The following is a 17,724-nucleotide window of genomic DNA, read 5'->3' as shown; positions in this document are numbered from 1 at the left end:
CAGGCCATGTCCCATCCAACCGGCTATGAGCGCTGGCTTCGTCCAGCCGTGGAGTTCTACAGCGTCGCCGCCTGCACGTTAGCGGCTGGCCTTGTTGTCTTCCTCCCCGAGACGCTTGGGCTTCCAGCCCCAATGGCCTCGTTCGCCACAATGGCATTCCTATGCCTCGCCGCTGTACGGCTGTATCAGGCCCATCGCATCCTGCGTTACCGACGTAATCTCCGGCGGCTGCCTGCCTACACCTTGTCCAGCGCTGCGATACCGGTCAGCACGCAGACGCTGTTCATCGGCCGTGGGTTTCGCTGGGAGGCGCGGCATACCCAACGCTTGCTCGAAACTTATTTGCCGCAGTGCCGCCGCTATGTCGAGCCAAGCCGGTACGACCGCTTTATCCAACACCTTTTCAAACAGCCTTCGCGGCGCGGTCACCTGACTCAAGCCGCCATTGGCGGTTTACCTCGCCTGCATGGCGTCGAGCCTGACGAGCAAGACGTCTGCCTACCCTTGAACGAGCGTGTGGGCCATACGCTGGTACTGGGTACAACGCGGGTCGGCAAGACGCGGCTGGCCGAGCTCTTCATTGCGCAGGACATCCGCCGCCGCAATGCGCAGGGCGAGCATGAAGTGGTCATCGTGTTCGATCCCAAAGGCGATGCAGATCTGCTCAAGCGGATGTACGCCGAAGCCAAACGCGCCGGCCGTGAACAGGAGTTTTTGGTGTTCCACCTGGGCTGGCCCGACAGCTCGGCTCGGTACAACGCCGTCGGCCGTTTTGGTCGTATCTCCGAGGTGGCTACTCGTCTTGCCGGGCAACTCTCAGGTGAAGGCGATAGCGCCGCCTTTCGCGAGTTTGCCTGGCGCTTCGTCAACATCATCGCGCGCGCTCTAGTGGAGCTGGGTCAGCGCCCTGACTATCGGTTGATCCAGCGCTATGTCATCAACATCGATGCGCTGTTTATTCAGTACGCCGAACACTACTTCGCCACACGTGAGCCCGAGGCGTGGGAGGCGATCCTCAAGCTTGAGGCGGGATTGAACAACCGTAATCTGCCGCGGCACATGATTGGGCGGGAGATCCGAGTCGTTGCCCTCGAGCAGTACCTTTCCAGTACGCATCACTTCGATCCGGTGCTCGATGGCCTGCGCAGCGCCGTGCGCTACGAGCGCAGCTTTTTCGACAAGATTGTGGCGTCCCTCCTGCCGCTGCTGGAGAAGCTCACCACGGGCAAGATCGTCCAGTTGCTCTCGCCGGACTATGAGGATCTGCAAGATCCGCGGCCGATCTTCGACTGGCTGCAAGTCGTTCGCCAACGCGCCATTGTTTATGTGGGCCTGGATGCCCTGTCCGATGCCGAGGTCGCCGCAGCCGTAGGCAATTCCATGTTCGCGGATCTGGTTTCGGTGGCGGGACACCTCTACAAGTTCGGCGTCGACAGTGGATTACCCGGTGGCAAGCCAGGCACCAAGCCAACCATCAATCTGCACGCCGATGAGTTCAACGAACTGATGGGTGATGAGTTTATTCCCCTGGTCAACAAGGGCGGCGGCGCTGGCGTTCAGGTGACGGCCTATACCCAGACCCTGTCGGATATCGAGGCGCGCCTAGGTAATCGCGCCAAGGCAGGTCAGGTGATTGGCAACTTCAACAACCTGTTCATGCTGCGGGTACGCGAAACAGCCACAGCCGAACTGCTGACCCGCCAACTCCCCCAGGTCGACGTCTATACACCCGCGCAATCCAGTAGCGTCACCGATACCTCTGATCCACAGGCCGCCAGTGTCTTCACCTCCAGCACCCAAGATCAGCTCGTGGGCTCCCGCCGGCCTCTGATTGAGCCTGCTCATCTCGTCGCGTTACCCAAGGGGCAGTGCTTTGCGCTGCTTGAAGGCGGCGCGCTTTGGAAGGTGCGCATGCCCTTACCGCTACCAGACACCGATGATGATTTACCGGCTGATCTTCGCGCGTTGACCGCTGCCATGCGTCGGCGCCCGTTCGGACCCAAGACGGCTGAGCCATCTGGCGAACCAGACTCACCACTCCCGACCGCCCCAGAGCCACCGGTGACTTCGATTGCTGAGGCATCTCCTCATGAGTGAAGCTGTAGACGCCCAGCCGCGTCGTTACGGAGGGTTTACCCAGCTTCTGCTACTGCCCTTTACCGTCCTGGGCCTGCTGTGCGCCGCGCTGCTCCTTCGGCTTTTGCTGGAAGGCTTCGGCATGCTGTTCGTTTGGCCGGATAACCGCGATCTGCACGCGCAGATCCTTTACGAGCAGGATCGACGCGATCTCGCCCGCATGCCTTGGCCGGATCGATGGCAGTCGATCTCCCGTACGTGGCTAAATACCAAACGCTCAGTGCAGCTCATGGCGCTATCCAACCCATGGATCGAGCTGCAGGGCAGGCTCCCAGCCGTACCCAGCATCCTTGGCTATAAGACGCCGCGTTTGCCTTGGGCAAAAGAACGTTCGGGGCTAAAAGAGGCTTTATCTGCAGCTCGGCACAGCACGCTGAGCGTTGGCATACGAAGCCTACTGCTGCTTCAGGCACTGCCTCTGCTGATACTGAGCGTGCTCGTCGGTACCGTAGACGGCTTGGTCCGACGGCAAGTGCGTCGCTTCAACGTACAGCGTGAATCGGGCTATCTCCATCACCGCGCGAAGGCCCTCTTCGTTCCACTGACACTGCTGCCAGGGTTCATGTACCTGGTACTGCCCATCAGCCTGTCTATTGCCAGCTTTGCGATTGTGAGTGCGATCCTGTCAGGCCTGATGGCCGCAATTGCCATTGGGACTTTCAAGAAGCATCTCTGATGAACAGCTTTGGCTATTCCATCAAGCAAGACATCTAGGGCAGTGATCGCCAGCCAGGCTAAGACACGTTTCACGTGGAACCCTGCACTGTTTATTGATCGTGCGAGCCTAGATATAACCCTTAGCAGTTTTCCAGCTGTTTGCTCATCAAGCCAAGCACGATAAGCCGCCCAACGAGCGGTCCTTTTACTTCATCACCTGAGGATAGAAGCTGCTTCCAGACAGGGCTTTAGGGATCAGCCGGAATCTCATGAAGACGTTACGCTCTGGTCGTCTCAAGTAGCTCAGCATGCTGTTCGAAGTCATCCGCTAGCTGCTGCAGCGTGATACTTCGCAGGCGCGTCAGCAGCAAAGCCTGCGCGGCATCGAATGCCTCGGTCAGCGCATTGTTTACGGCTCGCTCAACCAGACATTCAGGATGATCGGTCGCCAAACCTATGGCGAAAATCGACGACGACCCGAGCGCCTGATGGATATCTAGCAGTGTGATCTGTGCAAGGGGCTTTGCCAGCATCCACCCTCCCCGATGACCCTTTTCAGAACGAACGTACCCCTGCTCCTTGAGCAGGGCCATCGTCCTGCGCACTACTACCGGATTGGTACTCAGCATCTGAGCCAAGGTGTCAGACGTCGCAGGCTGTTCATGGCGAGCCATGTGAATCAGCGTATGCAGCATCCGCGATAGGCGCGTGTCATTTCTCATAGCTCAAAAGCCTCATTCAAGCCGGCCAGCATCTCTCGACACAGGAAAAGTTACAAGACCTAGACTTTCGCTCATCACGTAACTTATGTTGTTTCCTGAAATTCAAAAGGGAAATTCCATGATCTACGATGTGGTCGTTGTGGGGGGTAGCTACGCCGGTGTGTCCGCTGCCATGCAACTGGCTAGGGCGCGCCGTTCTGTATTGGTGATTGATGCTGCGCAACGCCGTAATCGATTTGCTGCCATGTCTCATGGGTTCCTGGGGCAAGACGGCAACAGCCCAGATGCAATTGCTGACCAAGCACGTCGGCAACTACTCGCCTACCCATCCGTCACCTGGCATGACGCGTCTGCGGTTGCAGCAGAGAAACAGGCCGATGTGATCTCTATCGCTACAAGCGATGGCCTCACCTTCAATGCCCGTCGGCTGATTCTGGCTTCCGGCGTCACCGATGAGCTACCAGATATTCCTGGCTTGGCTGAGCGCTGGGGGCGACAGGTCTTCCACTGCCCTTACTGCCATGGGTATGAGCTGGACAAAGGAAACATCGGTGTCCTGGCTAGCTCACCACTCGCTATCCATCAGGCCCTAATGCTGCCTGATTGGGGAGCAACAACCTTGTTCCTTAACGGCACCTTCCAGCCCGATGCAGAGCAAAGCGAGAAGCTTGCACAGCGTGGCGTTTCGCTCGAGCAAGAGCAGGTTGTTTCTATTGGCGGGGAGCGGTTGGAAGTAACGCTGGCCAGTGGTCGTGTGATTACTCTTGCAGGACTGTTCGTCCAACCACGCACGCATCTGAACAACCCCCTGATCAAGCAGTTGGGCCTTGCCGTTGAAAGCGGTCCCTTGGGCAACTTCCTCACCGTAGACCAGATGCGGGAAACCAGCGTAGCAGGGGTGTTTGCCTGCGGAGATGCGGCAGTGGCTGCCGGTAACGTGGCGATCGCAGTCGGCGACGGTGCTCGCACAGGTGGCGCAGCTCACCAGTCGTTGATCTTTCGCTGAGCGAAGCAACTTCGGGCCGCCGGCTTTCTACCAAAGCACTAGCACGTATTAACCTGTCTTCTTGGCAAAGACAGTAGCGCACCTGCCAGCGCTACCTTATCTGACAGGTGCAGCGTCATTGCTCAAGAGGGTTGTTAACGTCGTGCTTCTGTCAGGGCTTGGCGGTAAAGCACGACAACATCGTTAAGCAACTCGCGCATCATCGACGCAAGCAGTTGCTGACGAAGTTCTCCGTTCTCTACCGACTCAGACGCCAACTGATCCAGCAGATCGTTCAGCACTGACACGCGCAACTCCGCTTCGGCTTCCGGCGTATCTGACTCGAAGTCTGGCTGGCGCGCCCGAAGCAGAGGCGTTGGAAAAGGAACAATGGTGCTGGTGCGACTAGTCATGGCACACCTCCGTGCGAGAGGTAAGACACGTAGTTGGATGTGCCAGGCGGAGCCCGAGCTTAAAAGGAGGACGAGGCATTCTACTTATGCTCCCTGGTTTGATTAAGGAGCTGCCACCATCCGTTCTGACGCAGAAGTGGTGGCAGACCGTACGGGGGTCAGAAACCGGAAACCAAGGGAACCGGCCAGGCAATAGCCTGCCCCGCACGGCCTGCCATAGAAAAGCGGAACGGATCAAACGACCCATATTCGCCTGGCTATGACGCTGCCGCGCCCTGGTTTAACGGGTTCTGACGCCCGGTCGCGGGATTGACCACGACAGCCAAAATCTAACGTCCGTAGTTATCGGTTGCAACCAACAAACCGGCTGGCATGCGCTCCGCTTTCTCGGTGAGGCCGCCGTCCACAGAAAACTGGGTACGCGCTGAATCGGATTTTCTGCGGTGTAACGCTCCAGTAAACGGCACCTTCGCGCCATCGAATCGCTCAGGATGCGAGCAAGATGGCAACGCGCAAAGGCCCTGCCCTACTTCACTGGCCACTCCTCCTCACATCGCTCTCGGTTGCCCTAAGCACCCCCCATGCGCGGGCGGGCGACAGTGACGCTGAACGTGAGCAGCTAGCTGCCGTCATCCGGCAACTAACGATCACCGAACGCTTGGCCGTCCAGACCGCTGCGTTGTCAACGCCCGAAGGTACGCGCTACCACTTCGACTATGCCCGTCTGCAGGAAGACCTGCAGCGCGTCCGGCAGGGCATCGAACACTACCTAACACCGTCTCGTGCCCAGCCCAGGGATCTGCAACCGCTGGCAGGTGACTACGTTCGCGAGGTTGATCCACATGAGGCGTCCTCGCCATGACCCTCTCCGCCGCACAAAGCACGGCCTTTCAGGCCAGCGGTGGCTTCACCCCTGCTGCCGTCTCCACGGTCGTGCTGAGCCTGGTCTTTGCCGTCTTTCAGCTCTGGGGCGTGTGGGCCCTACGCACGGCCTTCGTGAGCTGGGCCGAACACCGCATGACCCAACGCCAGCTGCTGGGCGTCGCGGTGCGTTTTTTCTTCCTGTACGTGGCCCTGATTTTTCTACTGCTCTCCTGACCCATGGAGGACCTGAACGTGTCTACGTCGTTGTTGCGTACCTGCCCTCGCCATCTTGCTCAACCCCTGACGGCCGTCAGCGGTATCGGGTTGATTGAAGGAGCCCACGCCGCTGGCCTGCCCAAGATGGAAGCGCCCACCCGGGGGCAGGGCACCGGCATCCTGCAAACCCTGCAGAACTATGGCTACGACATCGTCATGCTGGTCGCTCTGCTGGTTGTGGCGTCCATGTTTATAGGCGTGTGCTACCACGCCTATACCCGCTACTCCGAGATCCATACCGGCCGCGCCACCTGGGGGCAATTTGGTCTCACCGTAGCCGTAGGCGCCATGCTGTTGGTCGTGGGGATCTGGCTACTGACCACCGCCATCGGTGTGCTCTGACACGAGGAGCTGCCCCTCACCATGGAGACCGTACGCGCCGAAGACGGCCAGGTTCTGTTCCTGCCCCACCGACTCAATCGCCAACCGGCCGTTGTCCGAGGGCTGACCGCGGACGAGCTCTGGTTTGCCACCACGCTGTTTGCGTTGGTCGGGCTAGGGCTGAGTCTGCCACTGGCGGTTGTGGTTGGGCAGCTGGCGGTGCTGCCCACCGGCATCCTCATCACCCTGGCGATTGGGCTCTACCTGAGTAGCGGAGCGCTGCAGACCCTCAAGCGCGGACGACCTGACACCTGGCTGCATCGGCACCTGCAATGGCAGGTAGCAACCCGCCTCCCCCTCCTGGCCGCCTGGGTCGGCGGACAGGCGTTGATCCTGCGCTCAGGCACCTGGAGCACACGACGCTCCCGGCCGGTCCTGCGTGAAGGGGAGCGCTGGTCATGAGCCGCTTTCGCCACGAAATCGTGCATCTGCAGGCGCACATACGCACCCTTCGCCTGGCCGCCGGTGCCCTGGCCCTACTGGCATTGCTACTGGGCCTTGGCTGGTGGAGCGCACCGCGAGATTTGACCATCCACATCCCGCCTGACCTGCGTTCAGGCAGCACCCGACCCTGGTGGGACGTACCGCCCGAAAACGTCTATGCCTTCGCCTTCTACATCTGGCAGCAGCTGCAACGCTGGCCCAGCGATGGCGAGGCGGATTACCCGCGCAACCTCAAAACCCTCTCGGCCTACCTTACGCCCGCCTGCCAGGCCTTCCTCGAGCAGGACTATCAGCGTCGCCGCGCCAACGGCGAGCTGCGGTTACGCGTCCGGGGAGTCTACGAGATCCCAGGGCGCGGCTACGGCGAGGACCCGGCGGGTCGGGTCAGGGTGATCTCGACTCGCGACTGGATCGTCACGCTGGATCTGACGGCGGACGAGTACTACAGCAGCGAGCAGATCAAGCGGGCGCTGGTGCGCTACCAGCTCAAGGTCGTAAGGCTGGATCAAGATCCTGAGCACAACCCGTTCGGCCTTGCGCTGGACTGCTATGCCCAGCCGCCACAACGCATCGACATCCATCCGGACCCGACGCCTGCTCAAGCCCCAGGAGCCGCCACATGACTCGCCAGCCCCTATCCCTGCTCGCCGCGCTGTTCCTTGGGCTCGGTGTGGCAGCACCCGGTCAGGCCACACAGATCCTCCACTGGAAGCGCCTGCCCCTCGCAGTGCCGCTCACGGTAGGTCAGGAGCGTGTCGTGTTCCTCGACCGCAAGGTGCGCGTTGGCATCCCTACAGCTCTAGGTGATCGCTTGCGTATCCAAAGTACCGGCGGCGCGCTGTACCTAAGCGCCAGCACCGTGCTTCCGCCCACGCGGCTGCAGGTACAGGATGTGCAGACGGGCATGATCATCCTGCTCGACGTCGCCGCAGAGCCGGCCAAATCGGGGCGACCGGCAGCGGAGCCGATTCGTATCGTTCTGGATGCGCCAGACGAAGAGTCGCGGCCCGCGCCGACTACGCCTGAAGCCGGTACTGCGCAGAGCGTTCCGGACGCGGCCCTTGCGATGACCCTGACCCGCTATGCCGCGCAGCGTCTCTATGCACCCTTACGCACCCTCGAGCCGGTCGAGGGCATTCGCTCCGTCGCGGTGGAGAAAGCGCTGCCGCTGGACAGCCTGTTGCCGGGGCTACTGGTTAGGGCACACGCCCTTGCCGTCTGGCAACTGCAGCACCTGCGAGTCACCGCAGTTCGCCTGAGCAATCAAAGCGCACGTCCTATCGCGTTGGTACCCGAGGCACTACAGGGCGACTTTGTGGCCGCCACCTTCCAGCACCCCGACCTTGGCCCGTCCGGTCAGGCTACCGATACCACAGTGGTTTATCTCGTCACTCGCCACCAGGGACTGCGGGGCGCCTTGCTCCCCAGGATCACGCCCTTCCCAGACGTCACACCTCGCCCTCCTGTCTTGCCCGCGCTGCGCCACGGTAATGTCGATGAAGATCAGTAGCCTACTCAAATGGGCAGCCATTCCCCTGGCCGGAATGATGGCTGCTATCGGCCTTACGCGATGCACCGGGTCATCCAGTACGTCTGATGTTGACCCCGAAACCGCTCATGCGCTGACCCGCGAGGAACGCGCCGCCCTGGGGATTGAAGGTGACTCCCCTCGGGATACCGTCGCGACCCTGGTGGCGCAGGTCAAGCAGCTGCGTCAGGAACTGGAGACTGCGACGCGCGATGTGCAGCACTCGCGTCAGGCGTCCGGCCGTCCTGAGGATGCAACCGCGCTGGTCGATCAGCGAATCGAACACGCCCTGCAGGCTGAGCGGGCGCAGCGGCAGCAGGCTCAGGAGCAGCTGGCGCGTGAACGGCAGCAGACCGAACAACTGCTCAACGACGTCAAGCAGCGCCTGCACACCCCCGCACAGGGCGATGCCACGGAGCTGCCGGTAGGACTCGGCCTGGAGCCCACCCAAGAGGGGTCGACTGAAGTACCACTGCGCTGGATTGAGCCAAGCGATGTGCCGCCTGACGCTGCGCCCGGCAAGAGCCAAGCGCACCCACTGCAGCTTGGATTAGCCTCTGAGTCGCCACCTGCCCCAGTCCCTGACGACCGAATGAGCCACGCGCCTGATGCTCCGGCCAAACCGGTCTATACCTTGCCAGCCAATGCCACCCTGGTGGGCTCGGTCGCCATGACGGCCCTGATCGGCCGCGTTCCCGTCGACGGCACGGTGAATGACCCCTACCCCTTTAAGGTGCTGATCGGCCCGGACAACCTGACCGCCAACGGCATCGAATTACCCGACGTGGCCGGCGCCGTGGTTAGCGGAACGGCCTCTGGCGACTGGACCTTGTCCTGCGTCCGCGGACAGATCCGCAGCCTGACCTTCGTCTTTACCGACGGCACGATCCGCACTCTGCCTGACGATGACCTGCCCAGCGGCCAGGCCCGGCGCGGTGAGTCGGCGGACAACGCCCTGGGCTGGATCAGCGATGACCAGGGCATTCCCTGCGTAGCAGGCGAGCGGCGTAGCAATGCCGCTCAGTACCTGGGCTCGCAAGCCTTGATCACCGCTGCAGGTGCCGGCGCGGCATCGCTCCTGTCAGCCGACAAGGGCACGCATGCCGTCTTCAGCGGCGCCGGCACGTTCGGCACCACCAGCACGTCCGGACAGGGGGCGCTCAACCAAATCCTGGCCAGTGGCATGCAGGACCTGTCGCAGTGGGTCAATCGGTTCTATGGCCAAGCCTTCGCGGCGGTGTACGTCAAGCCCGGCGCCCAGGTTGCGGTGCACCTGGAGCGGCCCGTCACGCTGGATTACGCCCCTCAGGGGCGACGAGTTCATCACCTGACAGGAGGCTTCCATGCAGCACCCTTGGACTGATGTGACTTTCGCGCTTGCCACTCCGCTGCTAGCCCTAGCGCTGGCGGGCTGCGCCAGCAAGGACACGCTACTGCCGCCCGGTGATCACACCATGCTCGACCTCTGGCGTACCCACACGAGCAGTGTCCAGGGCGCCGAGGCTCGCCTAAACGAGGCCCGGCAGCTGGTTCGTCGTCCGTTGTCCGTCGGGGATGAGCACCTCTCCAGCAGCATGCGTACGAACCTGCGCCAGCGCGCTCAGGCCCTCAATCAGCAATTTCCCCGTCTGCCCAACCCGGACCTGGTGATGTATGTCTTTCCGCATTTGGCCGGTGAGGAGGCTGTTCCAGTGCCAGGCTACAGCACGGTGTTTCCGCTCTATCGATACGCACCCTACGCCCTGCCCGGTGAGCGCGTGGAGGACTACTGATGCGCCGCGCTTGGCTCCGCTGGCCGCGCCTGCGCCAGACGACACCGGACCCTCGCTCGTCGGATGCCTGGCAGGCCCATGTCATGCGGCTGGCCAAGCACGGGCTGGCCGCCCCAGGCGCCTGCCTGGACCAGGCCGGACGCCGGCCCGCTACCCAGGCGGATCAGGACAGGCTGTACGCACAGGCGCCCTCGCTCGTCGATCTCTTGCCGTGGGTGGAATACCTGCCGGACTCACAGTGCATGCTCTTGGATGATGGCCGCTCGGTGGCAGCCTTCTTCGAGCTGCAACCGCTGGAGACAGAAGGACGCGAGCCTGACTGGTTCGCGCAAGCGCGCGACGCCGTAGAAACCGCCCTGCAGGAAACGCTCGATGAGCACGACGAGAGCCCCTGGGTCGTGCAGTTCTATTCACAGGACGAACCCGCCTTCGAGACCTACCTCGACACACTGTCCGACTACGTCCGCCCTCACGCCCGCCACAGCGTTTTCACGGACTACTACCTGCGCCTGACCGCCCGCCACCTGCAGGCGGTCAGCAAGCCCGGCGGACTGTTCGACGACACCACCGTGACCCATTTGCCCTGGCGTGGGCAGCACCGCCGTACCCGGATGGTTGTCTACCGGCGAATTCCTACCACCGCGCGCCGCAGCCCTGTCTCAGCGCCTGAGCAGGATCTGAATGCAACCTGCGACCGCCTTACCGCAGCGCTTGCCAGCGCGGGTGTGTCCAGCACACGCCTGGACGCTGCCGCCATCCACGATTGGCTGCTGCGCTGGTTCAATCCCGATCCCACTCACCTGGGCCATACCGATGCCGACAAGGCACGCTTCTACGCCCTGACCCGCTATCCGGACACGACACCACCCGACGCCTTGGAATTGGCCAGCGGGACCGATTTTGCGCAGCGCCTTTTCTTCACGCCACCTCGCTCAGACCGAACAACAGGGGTGTGGTACTTCGACGATCAGCCTCATCGCGTCCTGGTGGTTGATCGACTGCGTCAGCCTCCGGAAGCAGGTCACCTGAGCGGTGAGATGCGGCATGGTGAGGCCCTCAATGCGGTAATGGATCAGCTACCAGAGGGCACGGTGATGTGCCTGACGGTAGTCGCAACGCCGCAGGATGGATTGGAAGCGCAGCTCAATACCCTGGCGCGCAAGGCCGTGGGCGATACCCTCGCCTCCTTGCACACTCGCCAGGACGTCGAGCAGGCCCGAGCCCTAATCGGTGGACAGCATAAGTTGTATCGAGGCGCGCTGGCGTTCTATGTGCGCGCACCGGCGATGGAGAGCCTGCGCCAACGCTGCCACACGCTGACCAACGTGCTGCTGACAGCGGGCCTGCAAGTGGTACGCGAAGACGCGGAGGTTGCGCCGCTTAACAGCTACCTTCGTTGGCTACCCGCCGTCTTTGATCCTGCGGCCGACCGCCGGCATTGGTATAGCCAACTGATGTTCGTGCAGCATGCCGCGAACCTTGCGCCGGTCTGGGGCCGTAGTAGCGGAACGGGTCATCCCGGCATCACCTTCTTCAATCGAGGTGGGGGCCTGGTGACCTTCGACCCGCTCAACCGCCTGGATCGCCAGATGAACGCCCACCTGTTTCTGTTCGGCCCAACTGGGTCGGGCAAGAGCGCGACCTTGAACTACCTGCTGCAGCAGGTGACCGCGCTGTACCGACCTCGATTATTCATCGTCGAGGCCGGTAACTCCTTTGGGTTGTTTGCCGACTTCGCCGCCCGCCTGGGGTTATCCGTTCACCGCGTAACCCTTACACCGGGCAGCGGCATCAGCCTGGCCCCCTTCGCTGATGCCTGGCGGCTGGTCACACCGACCTCCTCCAAAGCGCTCGACAGTGCAGAGGATGAGCCGTCGGATGAGCAGCGTGATGTGCTGGGCGAACTGGAGATCATCGCGCGCCTGATGATTACCGGCGGGGATCCACGCGAAGATGCCCGCATGACCCGTGCCGACCTAAGCCTGCTGCGCCATTGCCTATTGGCCACCGCCGAGCGCTGTGTAGCACAGGGACAGCCCGTGCTGACCCGTGACCTCTGCACCACGCTGCGCGAGCAGGCGCTCGACGACGCCCTTCCCGAACCTCGACGCGCCCGCCTCTTGGAAATGGCCGAAGCCATGAGCCTGTTTTGTCAGGGCAGCGACGGCGAACTCTTTGATCGCCCTGGCACGCCGTGGCCTGAGGCTGACATCACCCTGGTGGATCTGGCGACCTTTGCCCGGGAGGGCTATGGCGCGCAGCTTGCCGTGGCCTACGTTAGCCTCATCAACGCCGTGAACAACCTGGCTGAGCGCGATCAGTTTCGGGGACGTCCTTTGATCAACGTCACCGACGAAGGACACATCATCACCAAGAACCCACTGCTGGCACCCTATGTGGTCAAGATCACCAAGATGTGGCGAAAGCTCGGCGCCTGGTTCTGGCTGGCCACTCAAAACCTGGACGACTTGCCAGCAGCGGCCGAACCCATGCTCAACATGATCGAGTGGTGGATCTGCCTGTCAATGCCTCCCGACGAGGTCGAGAAGATCGCTCGCTTCCGCGAGCTGACGCCGGCGCAGAAGGCCTTGATGCGTTCGGCGCGCAAGGAAGCGGGCAAGTTTAGCGAAGGGGTTATCCTGTCCAAGTCGATGGAAACGCTCTTTCGCGTGGTACCACCGAGCCTGGTTCTAGCCTTGGCCATGACCGACCCGGAAGAAAAGGCCGAACGCTACCGCTATATGCAACAGGACGGGCTCAGCGAGTTGGACGCAGCGTTCAAAATGGCAGAGGCGCTTGACCGGCAGCGTGGCATTACCACGGCCCTCCTTGACCCTCCTAGGCCGCAGCCTAACTGAACGAGCGGCCGCTCAGGCAGACCTGTCGCTCATTATCCGCAGGGATGATCAGTCGCCGCACTGCCATAGGCTTTATAGAAAACGCATGCCCTAATCTGCATGCTCCACCCAAGCGTGGCCAAATCGATTTATCAAAGCGAGGCGGTAATTTACCGTCAGCAGGAGCGGTGCTTCACATCCGTAAGGCTGGTTTCACGCTGGAAAATCCACCCGAAAGCACGCGAAACGCAAATCAGAGTTATGAGTTTGCGTTAGCAAGCTTTTGATCTTTCTACTCTTCGCCCACTTTTTTAAGCAATCTCGTATCGAGGCCAAACCGCTCCTGGCTTTCCAACCGGTATGAGCCTTCTGCCAAATCGCAACTCATGAGCAGATTCCACGAGTGTCTAGACACTGTGGAGGGTATGAGGACAAACGGATGCTTATCTAACAGGTTGTCCCCGAACTGACACTGATTCGGAGAAGGCCGGGCACTTGTTAACCAATTGGGGTTAGGAACGTCCTCGGGTTGCACGACCTTGATCAGGTCTGGATCAAGTACAGTGAAGCAAGTCAGCACATGCGGGACGATATCCAGCAGGTCAAACCCGGTGTGGACCGCGACTTCCAAGATCGCGGTAGCAGGATCCGCAGCCGCGTACACAACGTGGCGCCCCGGCGGATTCCATCGGCCACCCACCTTATGGGCTCCGATTCCTTTGTCCCATGTGTCCGCAAACTCAGCACGGTCGAGGCGCCAGGCATGCCACGCTCCCGACCAAGGCAAAGCATTCACTGATAGACCCCGTACTTAATCCGCTCTAGATAGTCTTCGACCGCCTGAAACCCCATCGGGTTATGGATAACATCTAAAGGAATGTCTCCGTCGAGATACTTACAGGGCCGACTCAACCACTGCTCTGCAAGCTGCTGGTCACCGAACACATTGATCGCGTCCTCTAGCACCTTGGCGTACTGGAACGCGACAGCGCTTTGAAGAGCATCCAGCCTTTCGGAGCGGCCTGAGCTGTTCTGGCGTTGCAGCGTACGGATCGATTTGCCAATGATGCGGCTGGTGATCTTTTTGTGCGCCAAAGGCTGATATGCCGAAATCAATGCATCTACGTCGTGACGGTGAAAGCCCTCTGTAGTGCGTTTGTAGATGTCGTAATCACTAAGCTGGCCAGCATCAATATGGATGAGAAACCATGTCGGCTTGGCTAGGTTGTAATCTTTGGTCGACCGGCTGGTGACAGTAGTCATGACAAAACCCTCTAGCGTCATTTGGCGTATACATTACCGTCATTTGGCGCCTGACGCACTATACCTATGAGCGATTGTGCGCTGGCCTAGCGCTCATTCCAGCCTTACAACGCAGCACGGGGCAGTGTGATCCAGACCCGCTGCCAGTTGAGTATGTGTTGAGCGTCGATCACTGCAGCTCACAAAGGGTGTTCTCCGGTGCTGACCGCATGCGCGGTCAAGCAAAAACGTCGCTAAAAATCCGGTAAGGCTCGCTTCCCTATTCTTTCTGGTACTCGGCTTCGTCGTCTTTTGAACTAGGCATATTCCCGCGCCTGGAGACGACTGCCGCCATGACCCATCGTAACGCCCGGTATCGCCCTATCTGTCTGGGCCCCTTGGTCCTGGGGCTAGCCTGCCTTCGCGCAGAGGCAGTGAATGTTGTGGCCTATACGGACCGCCACCATCCACTCACCCAGACTCAGGGTACCCGTGTCGTTCTGCTCGACGAGGCCTCGTGGCTGCAAGGAGAGCTTTCTCGAGACCTACCACCCGACCTTGCGACTGCTGAACAACGGGTTCGCCATCGCCTAGAACAGAGGCCGGCCCTCGCCCCGCAACTGGCCCATGCCTACCAAGATCTTCTACAGGCCTGGCATCTGGGCCTTACCCACCTGCCGGCCGTAGTGATTGATCACCGCTACGTCGTCTATGGCGATACGAACGTGGCCCGGGCCGTGGCACGCATCGAACGCCAGCAGGGCCGCCGGCCATGAAGCGTTCTGCTCGCCTGCGTCCTCTGCTGCTGGCCGGCACCCTTGCCAGCACGACCGCAGCACTGGCACTGGATACCCCGGTGATCGTGGCTTCAGTGGCTTCACCCGACTGTCTGCAGTATCGCGTTGTCGGCATCTGCTACTGGCTTTATTGCACCTTAAGCGGCTGTAGCGTCCGCACCTCGCTCAAGGTCAGGCATTACGTTCCGGACGCCGTCGTTGCCAGCTATTCAAACACCGGTGAAAACCCGTGGCAGGCCCTGCGTGCGCTTAGCCCGGCGACTTCCATGGCGCGCTCAGGCGGCGCAGGAACCAGCGCCGATGCTCATGAAAACAACCTCGCCCTGTTCAAGAACGCTGATGTGATCGGTCATCCCGGCGCTGCTGCCCTGGGTCAGTACGCCGACCAGTTTGACTACACCTGCGGTGGCGCCGGCACGCCGTTCAAACCCTATTTGCTTAGCACCCTCGATACCCTGGCGTGGCGATATGGCGTACCCGAGCGCGCCTATCCTGAAGCGGTGTCACCCGGCCTCCGGGAAATTGGCACCCGCGCGCAGGCCAACCTCTGGGGCACCGTCTATCCCCGTACCGGCTTTGTGCATCAAGCCGATGACTACAAGGGCGCCGCCGTTATCGCCCAACGCGCAGGCGATATCGTCACACGCGAGGGACAGCCCCACGTCTACCATCCGCTGCGGGCGCAGCCGCAACCGGGTTACTGGCCCGCCGGCCCGCTCAAAGAGGGCGATACCCAGACCGGTAGGTGGCAGCCCTTGGCGCCTCGACTTTCGTCCACCTGCGTGGTGTTCCCGCATGAGCAAGTGGGCCCACAGGCGCCCCAAGGCGACTATGCCTGGGCGTTGTGGCGCCCCTATGCCTGCTGTGAGCGCCAGGGCCAGGTGCTGCTAGGCAGTCAGGACTTTATGTGGCGATCTCAGCAGGTATCTCCATGACCCCTCCTCATCGAATGGGCCTCTGGCGGGCCTTGCACCTCGCCGCAGGCATGCTGTTGCTCACCAGCAGTGGCGCGCAATCACTCCGCGTGGATAACACAGGCATCAACCTCAGCGGACCGGTCTTCAGTGACCAGGTGTTCTACAGCATTGGCGGCGGCCGGGCTGTGTCCATGAGCCCGGCGGGCAACATGGAGAGCTTGGGTGTGGGCGTTGGGTGGAACAGCAACCTGGTCTGCGGCGACATGAGCCTATCGACCACGGTGCAAAACCAGCTCAATGGCATCACCGACGGCTTTCACACCCTGATGAACAACGTCATCCAGAACGCCACGAGCGCGGTGGCCTCACTCCCCGCGCTCATTATCCAGCGGGCAGATCCTGCCCTGTATAACCTCCTCACCAATGGCATCCTGCAGGCACGCCTCGATTTCGATCGCTCCAAGGCCAGCTGTCGCGCCCTGGCCAGTCGCATGGCAGATCTCGCTGGCGGAAGCGCCGGGTGGGATCAGTTGGCAGAAGGCATGGCGCTTAAACAAACCCTCGCCAGTCGCGATGGAGTGTCCGCGGTTGAGCAGGCTGAAACCCGCAGGGGTCAGCAGGGCGTGCCCTGGGTTGCCGGCGCGCCAGCGGGAGGACGTGATCAGCCCCCGATCCGCCTGATCAGCGATGTCACCCGGGCAGGCTACAACCTGCTCAACGGGAGAAATGCTCAAGAGACCACCGACCTGGACCCCGCGCAGTGCCACGACCGGTTGATCTGTCAGGTCTGGCCGTCGCCCCACGCTGCGACGGCTTGGGCCAATCGGGTCTTGGGAGAGCGCGAACTTAGAACCTGTACGCAGTGCACCAAGACCCAAACCACACCCGGCGTAGGCCTGACGCCACTGATCCAGGAGGAGTACGACAAGGTCCTGCGCGCGCTGCGCGACCTCGTTGCGGGCACCACGTCCACCACCTCCGAGCAGCTCGCCGCTGCCGGTAGCCGCGCCCTGCCCGTCACCCGAGGCGTCATCGAGGCCTTACGCGATGAGCCGGACCGAGACGTACTGAGCGAGCGCCTCGCCTCCGAGGTGGCCTTGTCACGCGTCGTGGAGCAAGCGCTGTTGCTCCAGCGGTTGCTGCTGACCGGTCTCAAGGAGCCCAACGTCGCCGCGAATGAGATCGCCACGCGCACCCTTCGTACCGAGCAGGAAACCCTGACCCAGGAGGTCGGTAACCTGAAGACCGAGCTGGAGCTGCGCAGGACGTTAACGACCAATGCGGCATCGCGCGTGGTAGATCGCCAACGCGAACGCGCCGCTCGCTCAGGCGGCATCTTCCAAGGAGATGCCACGCCCCGCCGCCTGGATGTGATTCAGGCCCCTCAGGAGGATGCGCCATGAGGCAACTCATTTGGCGCGCGGTACGCGAGCAATGCCTGCGGCGTCGCTCACTGGCCGCCTTGGTGCTCCTGGTGGTGTTCCTTCTGGCACCGCAGGTCGGCCAACCCTCCCTAGACCGGCTACAGGCCTGGACTGCTTGGCTGGAGACGCACGCGACGCTCCTGGTGCTGTGGCGGCTGTGTCTGTATGGCCTCACGGCGTGGGGCTGGTATGGGCTGCACCAACGGGTACGCGCCCGCGAAGGGTCATTGCGCGGCGTGGTACGGCTGTATCTGCTGGAAGGCCTCGCCCTGTCGACGCTGGCGGTTGCGGAATGGCGCCTTTGGGCCTACGCCGTGTAGTGAGGACAA

General features: G+C 61.6%; 20 protein-coding genes and 1 pseudogene. 17 read left to right on the top strand and 4 right to left on the bottom strand.

The window, feature by feature from the left end:
• Window positions 1–6 precede the first annotated feature (6 nt).
• Window positions 7–2,097, top strand: coding sequence for a type IV conjugative transfer system coupling protein TraD (gene traD / locus RCF34_RS14105; RefSeq protein WP_308708721.1), 2,091 nt, complete (start codon window positions 7–9; stop codon window positions 2,095–2,097).
• On the top strand, window positions 2,090–2,812 hold the full coding sequence (locus RCF34_RS14100; protein ID WP_308708720.1) for a DUF4400 domain-containing protein: 723 nt from the start codon (window positions 2,090–2,092) through the stop codon (window positions 2,810–2,812). Before traD ends, RCF34_RS14100 begins: the two co-directional genes overlap by 8 nt.
• Window positions 2,813–3,071: 259 nt before the next feature.
• Here the strand turns inward: RCF34_RS14100 and RCF34_RS14095 are convergent, their stop codons facing one another.
• Entirely contained in the window at window positions 3,072–3,515 is a 444-nt protein-coding gene (locus RCF34_RS14095; RefSeq protein ID WP_282280848.1) for an Rrf2 family transcriptional regulator, read from the bottom strand.
• Window positions 3,516–3,633: 118 nt separating this feature from the next.
• On the opposite strand from RCF34_RS14095, the gene RCF34_RS14090 reads away from it, so the two are divergent.
• The gene (locus RCF34_RS14090) at window positions 3,634–4,521 is read left to right on the top strand and encodes an NAD(P)/FAD-dependent oxidoreductase (RefSeq protein ID WP_308708719.1); all 888 of its coding nucleotides are present in this window, start codon (window positions 3,634–3,636) and stop codon (window positions 4,519–4,521) included.
• A gap of 134 nt (window positions 4,522–4,655) precedes the next feature.
• On the opposite strand, the gene RCF34_RS14085 is transcribed toward RCF34_RS14090, so the two are convergent.
• Entirely contained in the window at window positions 4,656–4,913 is a 258-nt protein-coding gene (locus RCF34_RS14085; protein WP_308708718.1) for a hypothetical protein, read from the bottom strand.
• A 502-nt stretch (window positions 4,914–5,415) separates the two neighbouring features.
• Between RCF34_RS14085 and RCF34_RS14080 the strand changes: the two genes are divergently transcribed.
• The 10 genes and pseudogenes from RCF34_RS14080 to RCF34_RS14040 all read left to right on the top strand — a co-directional run bounded on the left by RCF34_RS14080 (window position 5,416) and on the right by RCF34_RS14040 (window position 13,036).
• Window positions 5,416–5,775 carry an RAQPRD family integrative conjugative element protein gene (locus RCF34_RS14080; protein WP_308708717.1) on the top strand — a complete coding sequence of 120 codons (360 nt, stop codon included), beginning with the start codon at window positions 5,416–5,418 and terminating at the stop codon, window positions 5,773–5,775.
• Entirely contained in the window at window positions 5,772–6,011 is a 240-nt protein-coding gene (locus RCF34_RS14075) for a TIGR03758 family integrating conjugative element protein (RefSeq protein ID WP_308708716.1), read from the top strand. The genes RCF34_RS14080 and RCF34_RS14075 overlap by 4 nt, the downstream gene beginning before the upstream one ends.
• A gap of 12 nt (window positions 6,012–6,023) precedes the next feature.
• On the top strand, window positions 6,024–6,395 hold the full coding sequence (locus RCF34_RS14070; protein ID WP_374941196.1) for a TIGR03745 family integrating conjugative element membrane protein: 372 nt from the start codon (window positions 6,024–6,026) through the stop codon (window positions 6,393–6,395).
• A 21-nt stretch (window positions 6,396–6,416) separates the two neighbouring features.
• Window positions 6,417–6,525 (top strand): annotated as a pseudogene (locus RCF34_RS23085) (DUF3487 family protein); the annotation flags it as partial.
• Complete coding sequence (locus RCF34_RS14065) at window positions 6,498–6,836, top strand: TIGR03750 family conjugal transfer protein (RefSeq protein ID WP_374941195.1); 339 nt, start codon at window positions 6,498–6,500, stop codon at window positions 6,834–6,836. The pseudogene RCF34_RS23085 and the gene RCF34_RS14065, both read left to right, overlap by 28 nt.
• Window positions 6,833–7,501 carry a PFL_4703 family integrating conjugative element protein gene (locus RCF34_RS14060; protein ID WP_308708713.1) on the top strand — a complete coding sequence of 223 codons (669 nt, stop codon included), beginning with the start codon at window positions 6,833–6,835 and terminating at the stop codon, window positions 7,499–7,501. Before RCF34_RS14065 ends, RCF34_RS14060 begins: the two co-directional genes overlap by 4 nt.
• Window positions 7,498–8,388: a TIGR03749 family integrating conjugative element protein gene (locus RCF34_RS14055; RefSeq protein ID WP_308708712.1), complete on the top strand. Its 891-nt coding sequence runs from the start codon at window positions 7,498–7,500 to the stop codon at window positions 8,386–8,388. Before RCF34_RS14060 ends, RCF34_RS14055 begins: the two co-directional genes overlap by 4 nt.
• The gene (locus tag RCF34_RS14050) at window positions 8,375–9,769 is read left to right on the top strand and encodes a TIGR03752 family integrating conjugative element protein (protein ID WP_308708711.1); all 1,395 of its coding nucleotides are present in this window, start codon (window positions 8,375–8,377) and stop codon (window positions 9,767–9,769) included. Before RCF34_RS14055 ends, RCF34_RS14050 begins: the two co-directional genes overlap by 14 nt.
• The gene (locus RCF34_RS14045; protein WP_308708710.1) at window positions 9,750–10,178 is read left to right on the top strand and encodes a TIGR03751 family conjugal transfer lipoprotein; all 429 of its coding nucleotides are present in this window, start codon (window positions 9,750–9,752) and stop codon (window positions 10,176–10,178) included. Before RCF34_RS14050 ends, RCF34_RS14045 begins: the two co-directional genes overlap by 20 nt.
• Window positions 10,178–13,036, top strand: a complete 2,859-nt coding sequence (locus tag RCF34_RS14040) for a conjugative transfer ATPase (protein WP_308708709.1) — start codon at window positions 10,178–10,180, stop codon at window positions 13,034–13,036. Before RCF34_RS14045 ends, RCF34_RS14040 begins: the two co-directional genes overlap by 1 nt.
• Before the next feature lie 271 nt (window positions 13,037–13,307).
• Here RCF34_RS14040 and RCF34_RS14035 read toward each other — a convergent pair whose 3' ends face one another.
• Both RCF34_RS14035 and RCF34_RS14030 read right to left on the bottom strand, forming a co-directional pair.
• A complete protein-coding gene (locus tag RCF34_RS14035) occupies window positions 13,308–13,811 on the bottom strand; it encodes an RES domain-containing protein (protein WP_308708707.1) in 504 nt (167 codons plus the stop codon).
• Complete coding sequence (locus tag RCF34_RS14030; RefSeq protein WP_178118369.1) at window positions 13,808–14,278, bottom strand: antitoxin Xre/MbcA/ParS toxin-binding domain-containing protein; 471 nt, start codon at window positions 14,276–14,278, stop codon at window positions 13,808–13,810. Before RCF34_RS14030 ends, RCF34_RS14035 begins: the two co-directional genes overlap by 4 nt.
• A 332-nt stretch (window positions 14,279–14,610) precedes the next feature.
• Between RCF34_RS14030 and RCF34_RS14025 the strand changes: the two genes are divergently transcribed.
• From RCF34_RS14025 to RCF34_RS14010, 4 genes are read left to right on the top strand one after another with little or no spacing between them, the layout of a single operon-like run.
• Complete coding sequence (locus RCF34_RS14025; RefSeq protein ID WP_308708706.1) at window positions 14,611–15,033, top strand: TIGR03757 family integrating conjugative element protein; 423 nt, start codon at window positions 14,611–14,613, stop codon at window positions 15,031–15,033.
• Entirely contained in the window at window positions 15,030–15,989 is a 960-nt protein-coding gene (locus RCF34_RS14020; RefSeq protein ID WP_308708705.1) for a TIGR03756 family integrating conjugative element protein, read from the top strand. The genes RCF34_RS14025 and RCF34_RS14020 overlap by 4 nt, the downstream gene beginning before the upstream one ends.
• Entirely contained in the window at window positions 15,986–17,374 is a 1,389-nt protein-coding gene (locus RCF34_RS14015) for an integrating conjugative element protein (protein WP_374941186.1), read from the top strand. The genes RCF34_RS14020 and RCF34_RS14015 overlap by 4 nt, the downstream gene beginning before the upstream one ends.
• Entirely contained in the window at window positions 17,371–17,715 is a 345-nt protein-coding gene (locus tag RCF34_RS14010) for a hypothetical protein (protein ID WP_308708704.1), read from the top strand. The genes RCF34_RS14015 and RCF34_RS14010 overlap by 4 nt, the downstream gene beginning before the upstream one ends.
• Window positions 17,716–17,724: the final 9 nt, after the last annotated feature.

It is taken from the genome of Pseudomonas sp. 102515, from assembly GCF_031085165.1.
GTDB lineage: Bacteria > Pseudomonadota > Gammaproteobacteria > Pseudomonadales > Pseudomonadaceae > Chryseomonas.
The sequence above is the reverse complement of the archived record's forward strand: the minus strand, read 5'-3'. Positions and strand labels throughout refer to the sequence as shown.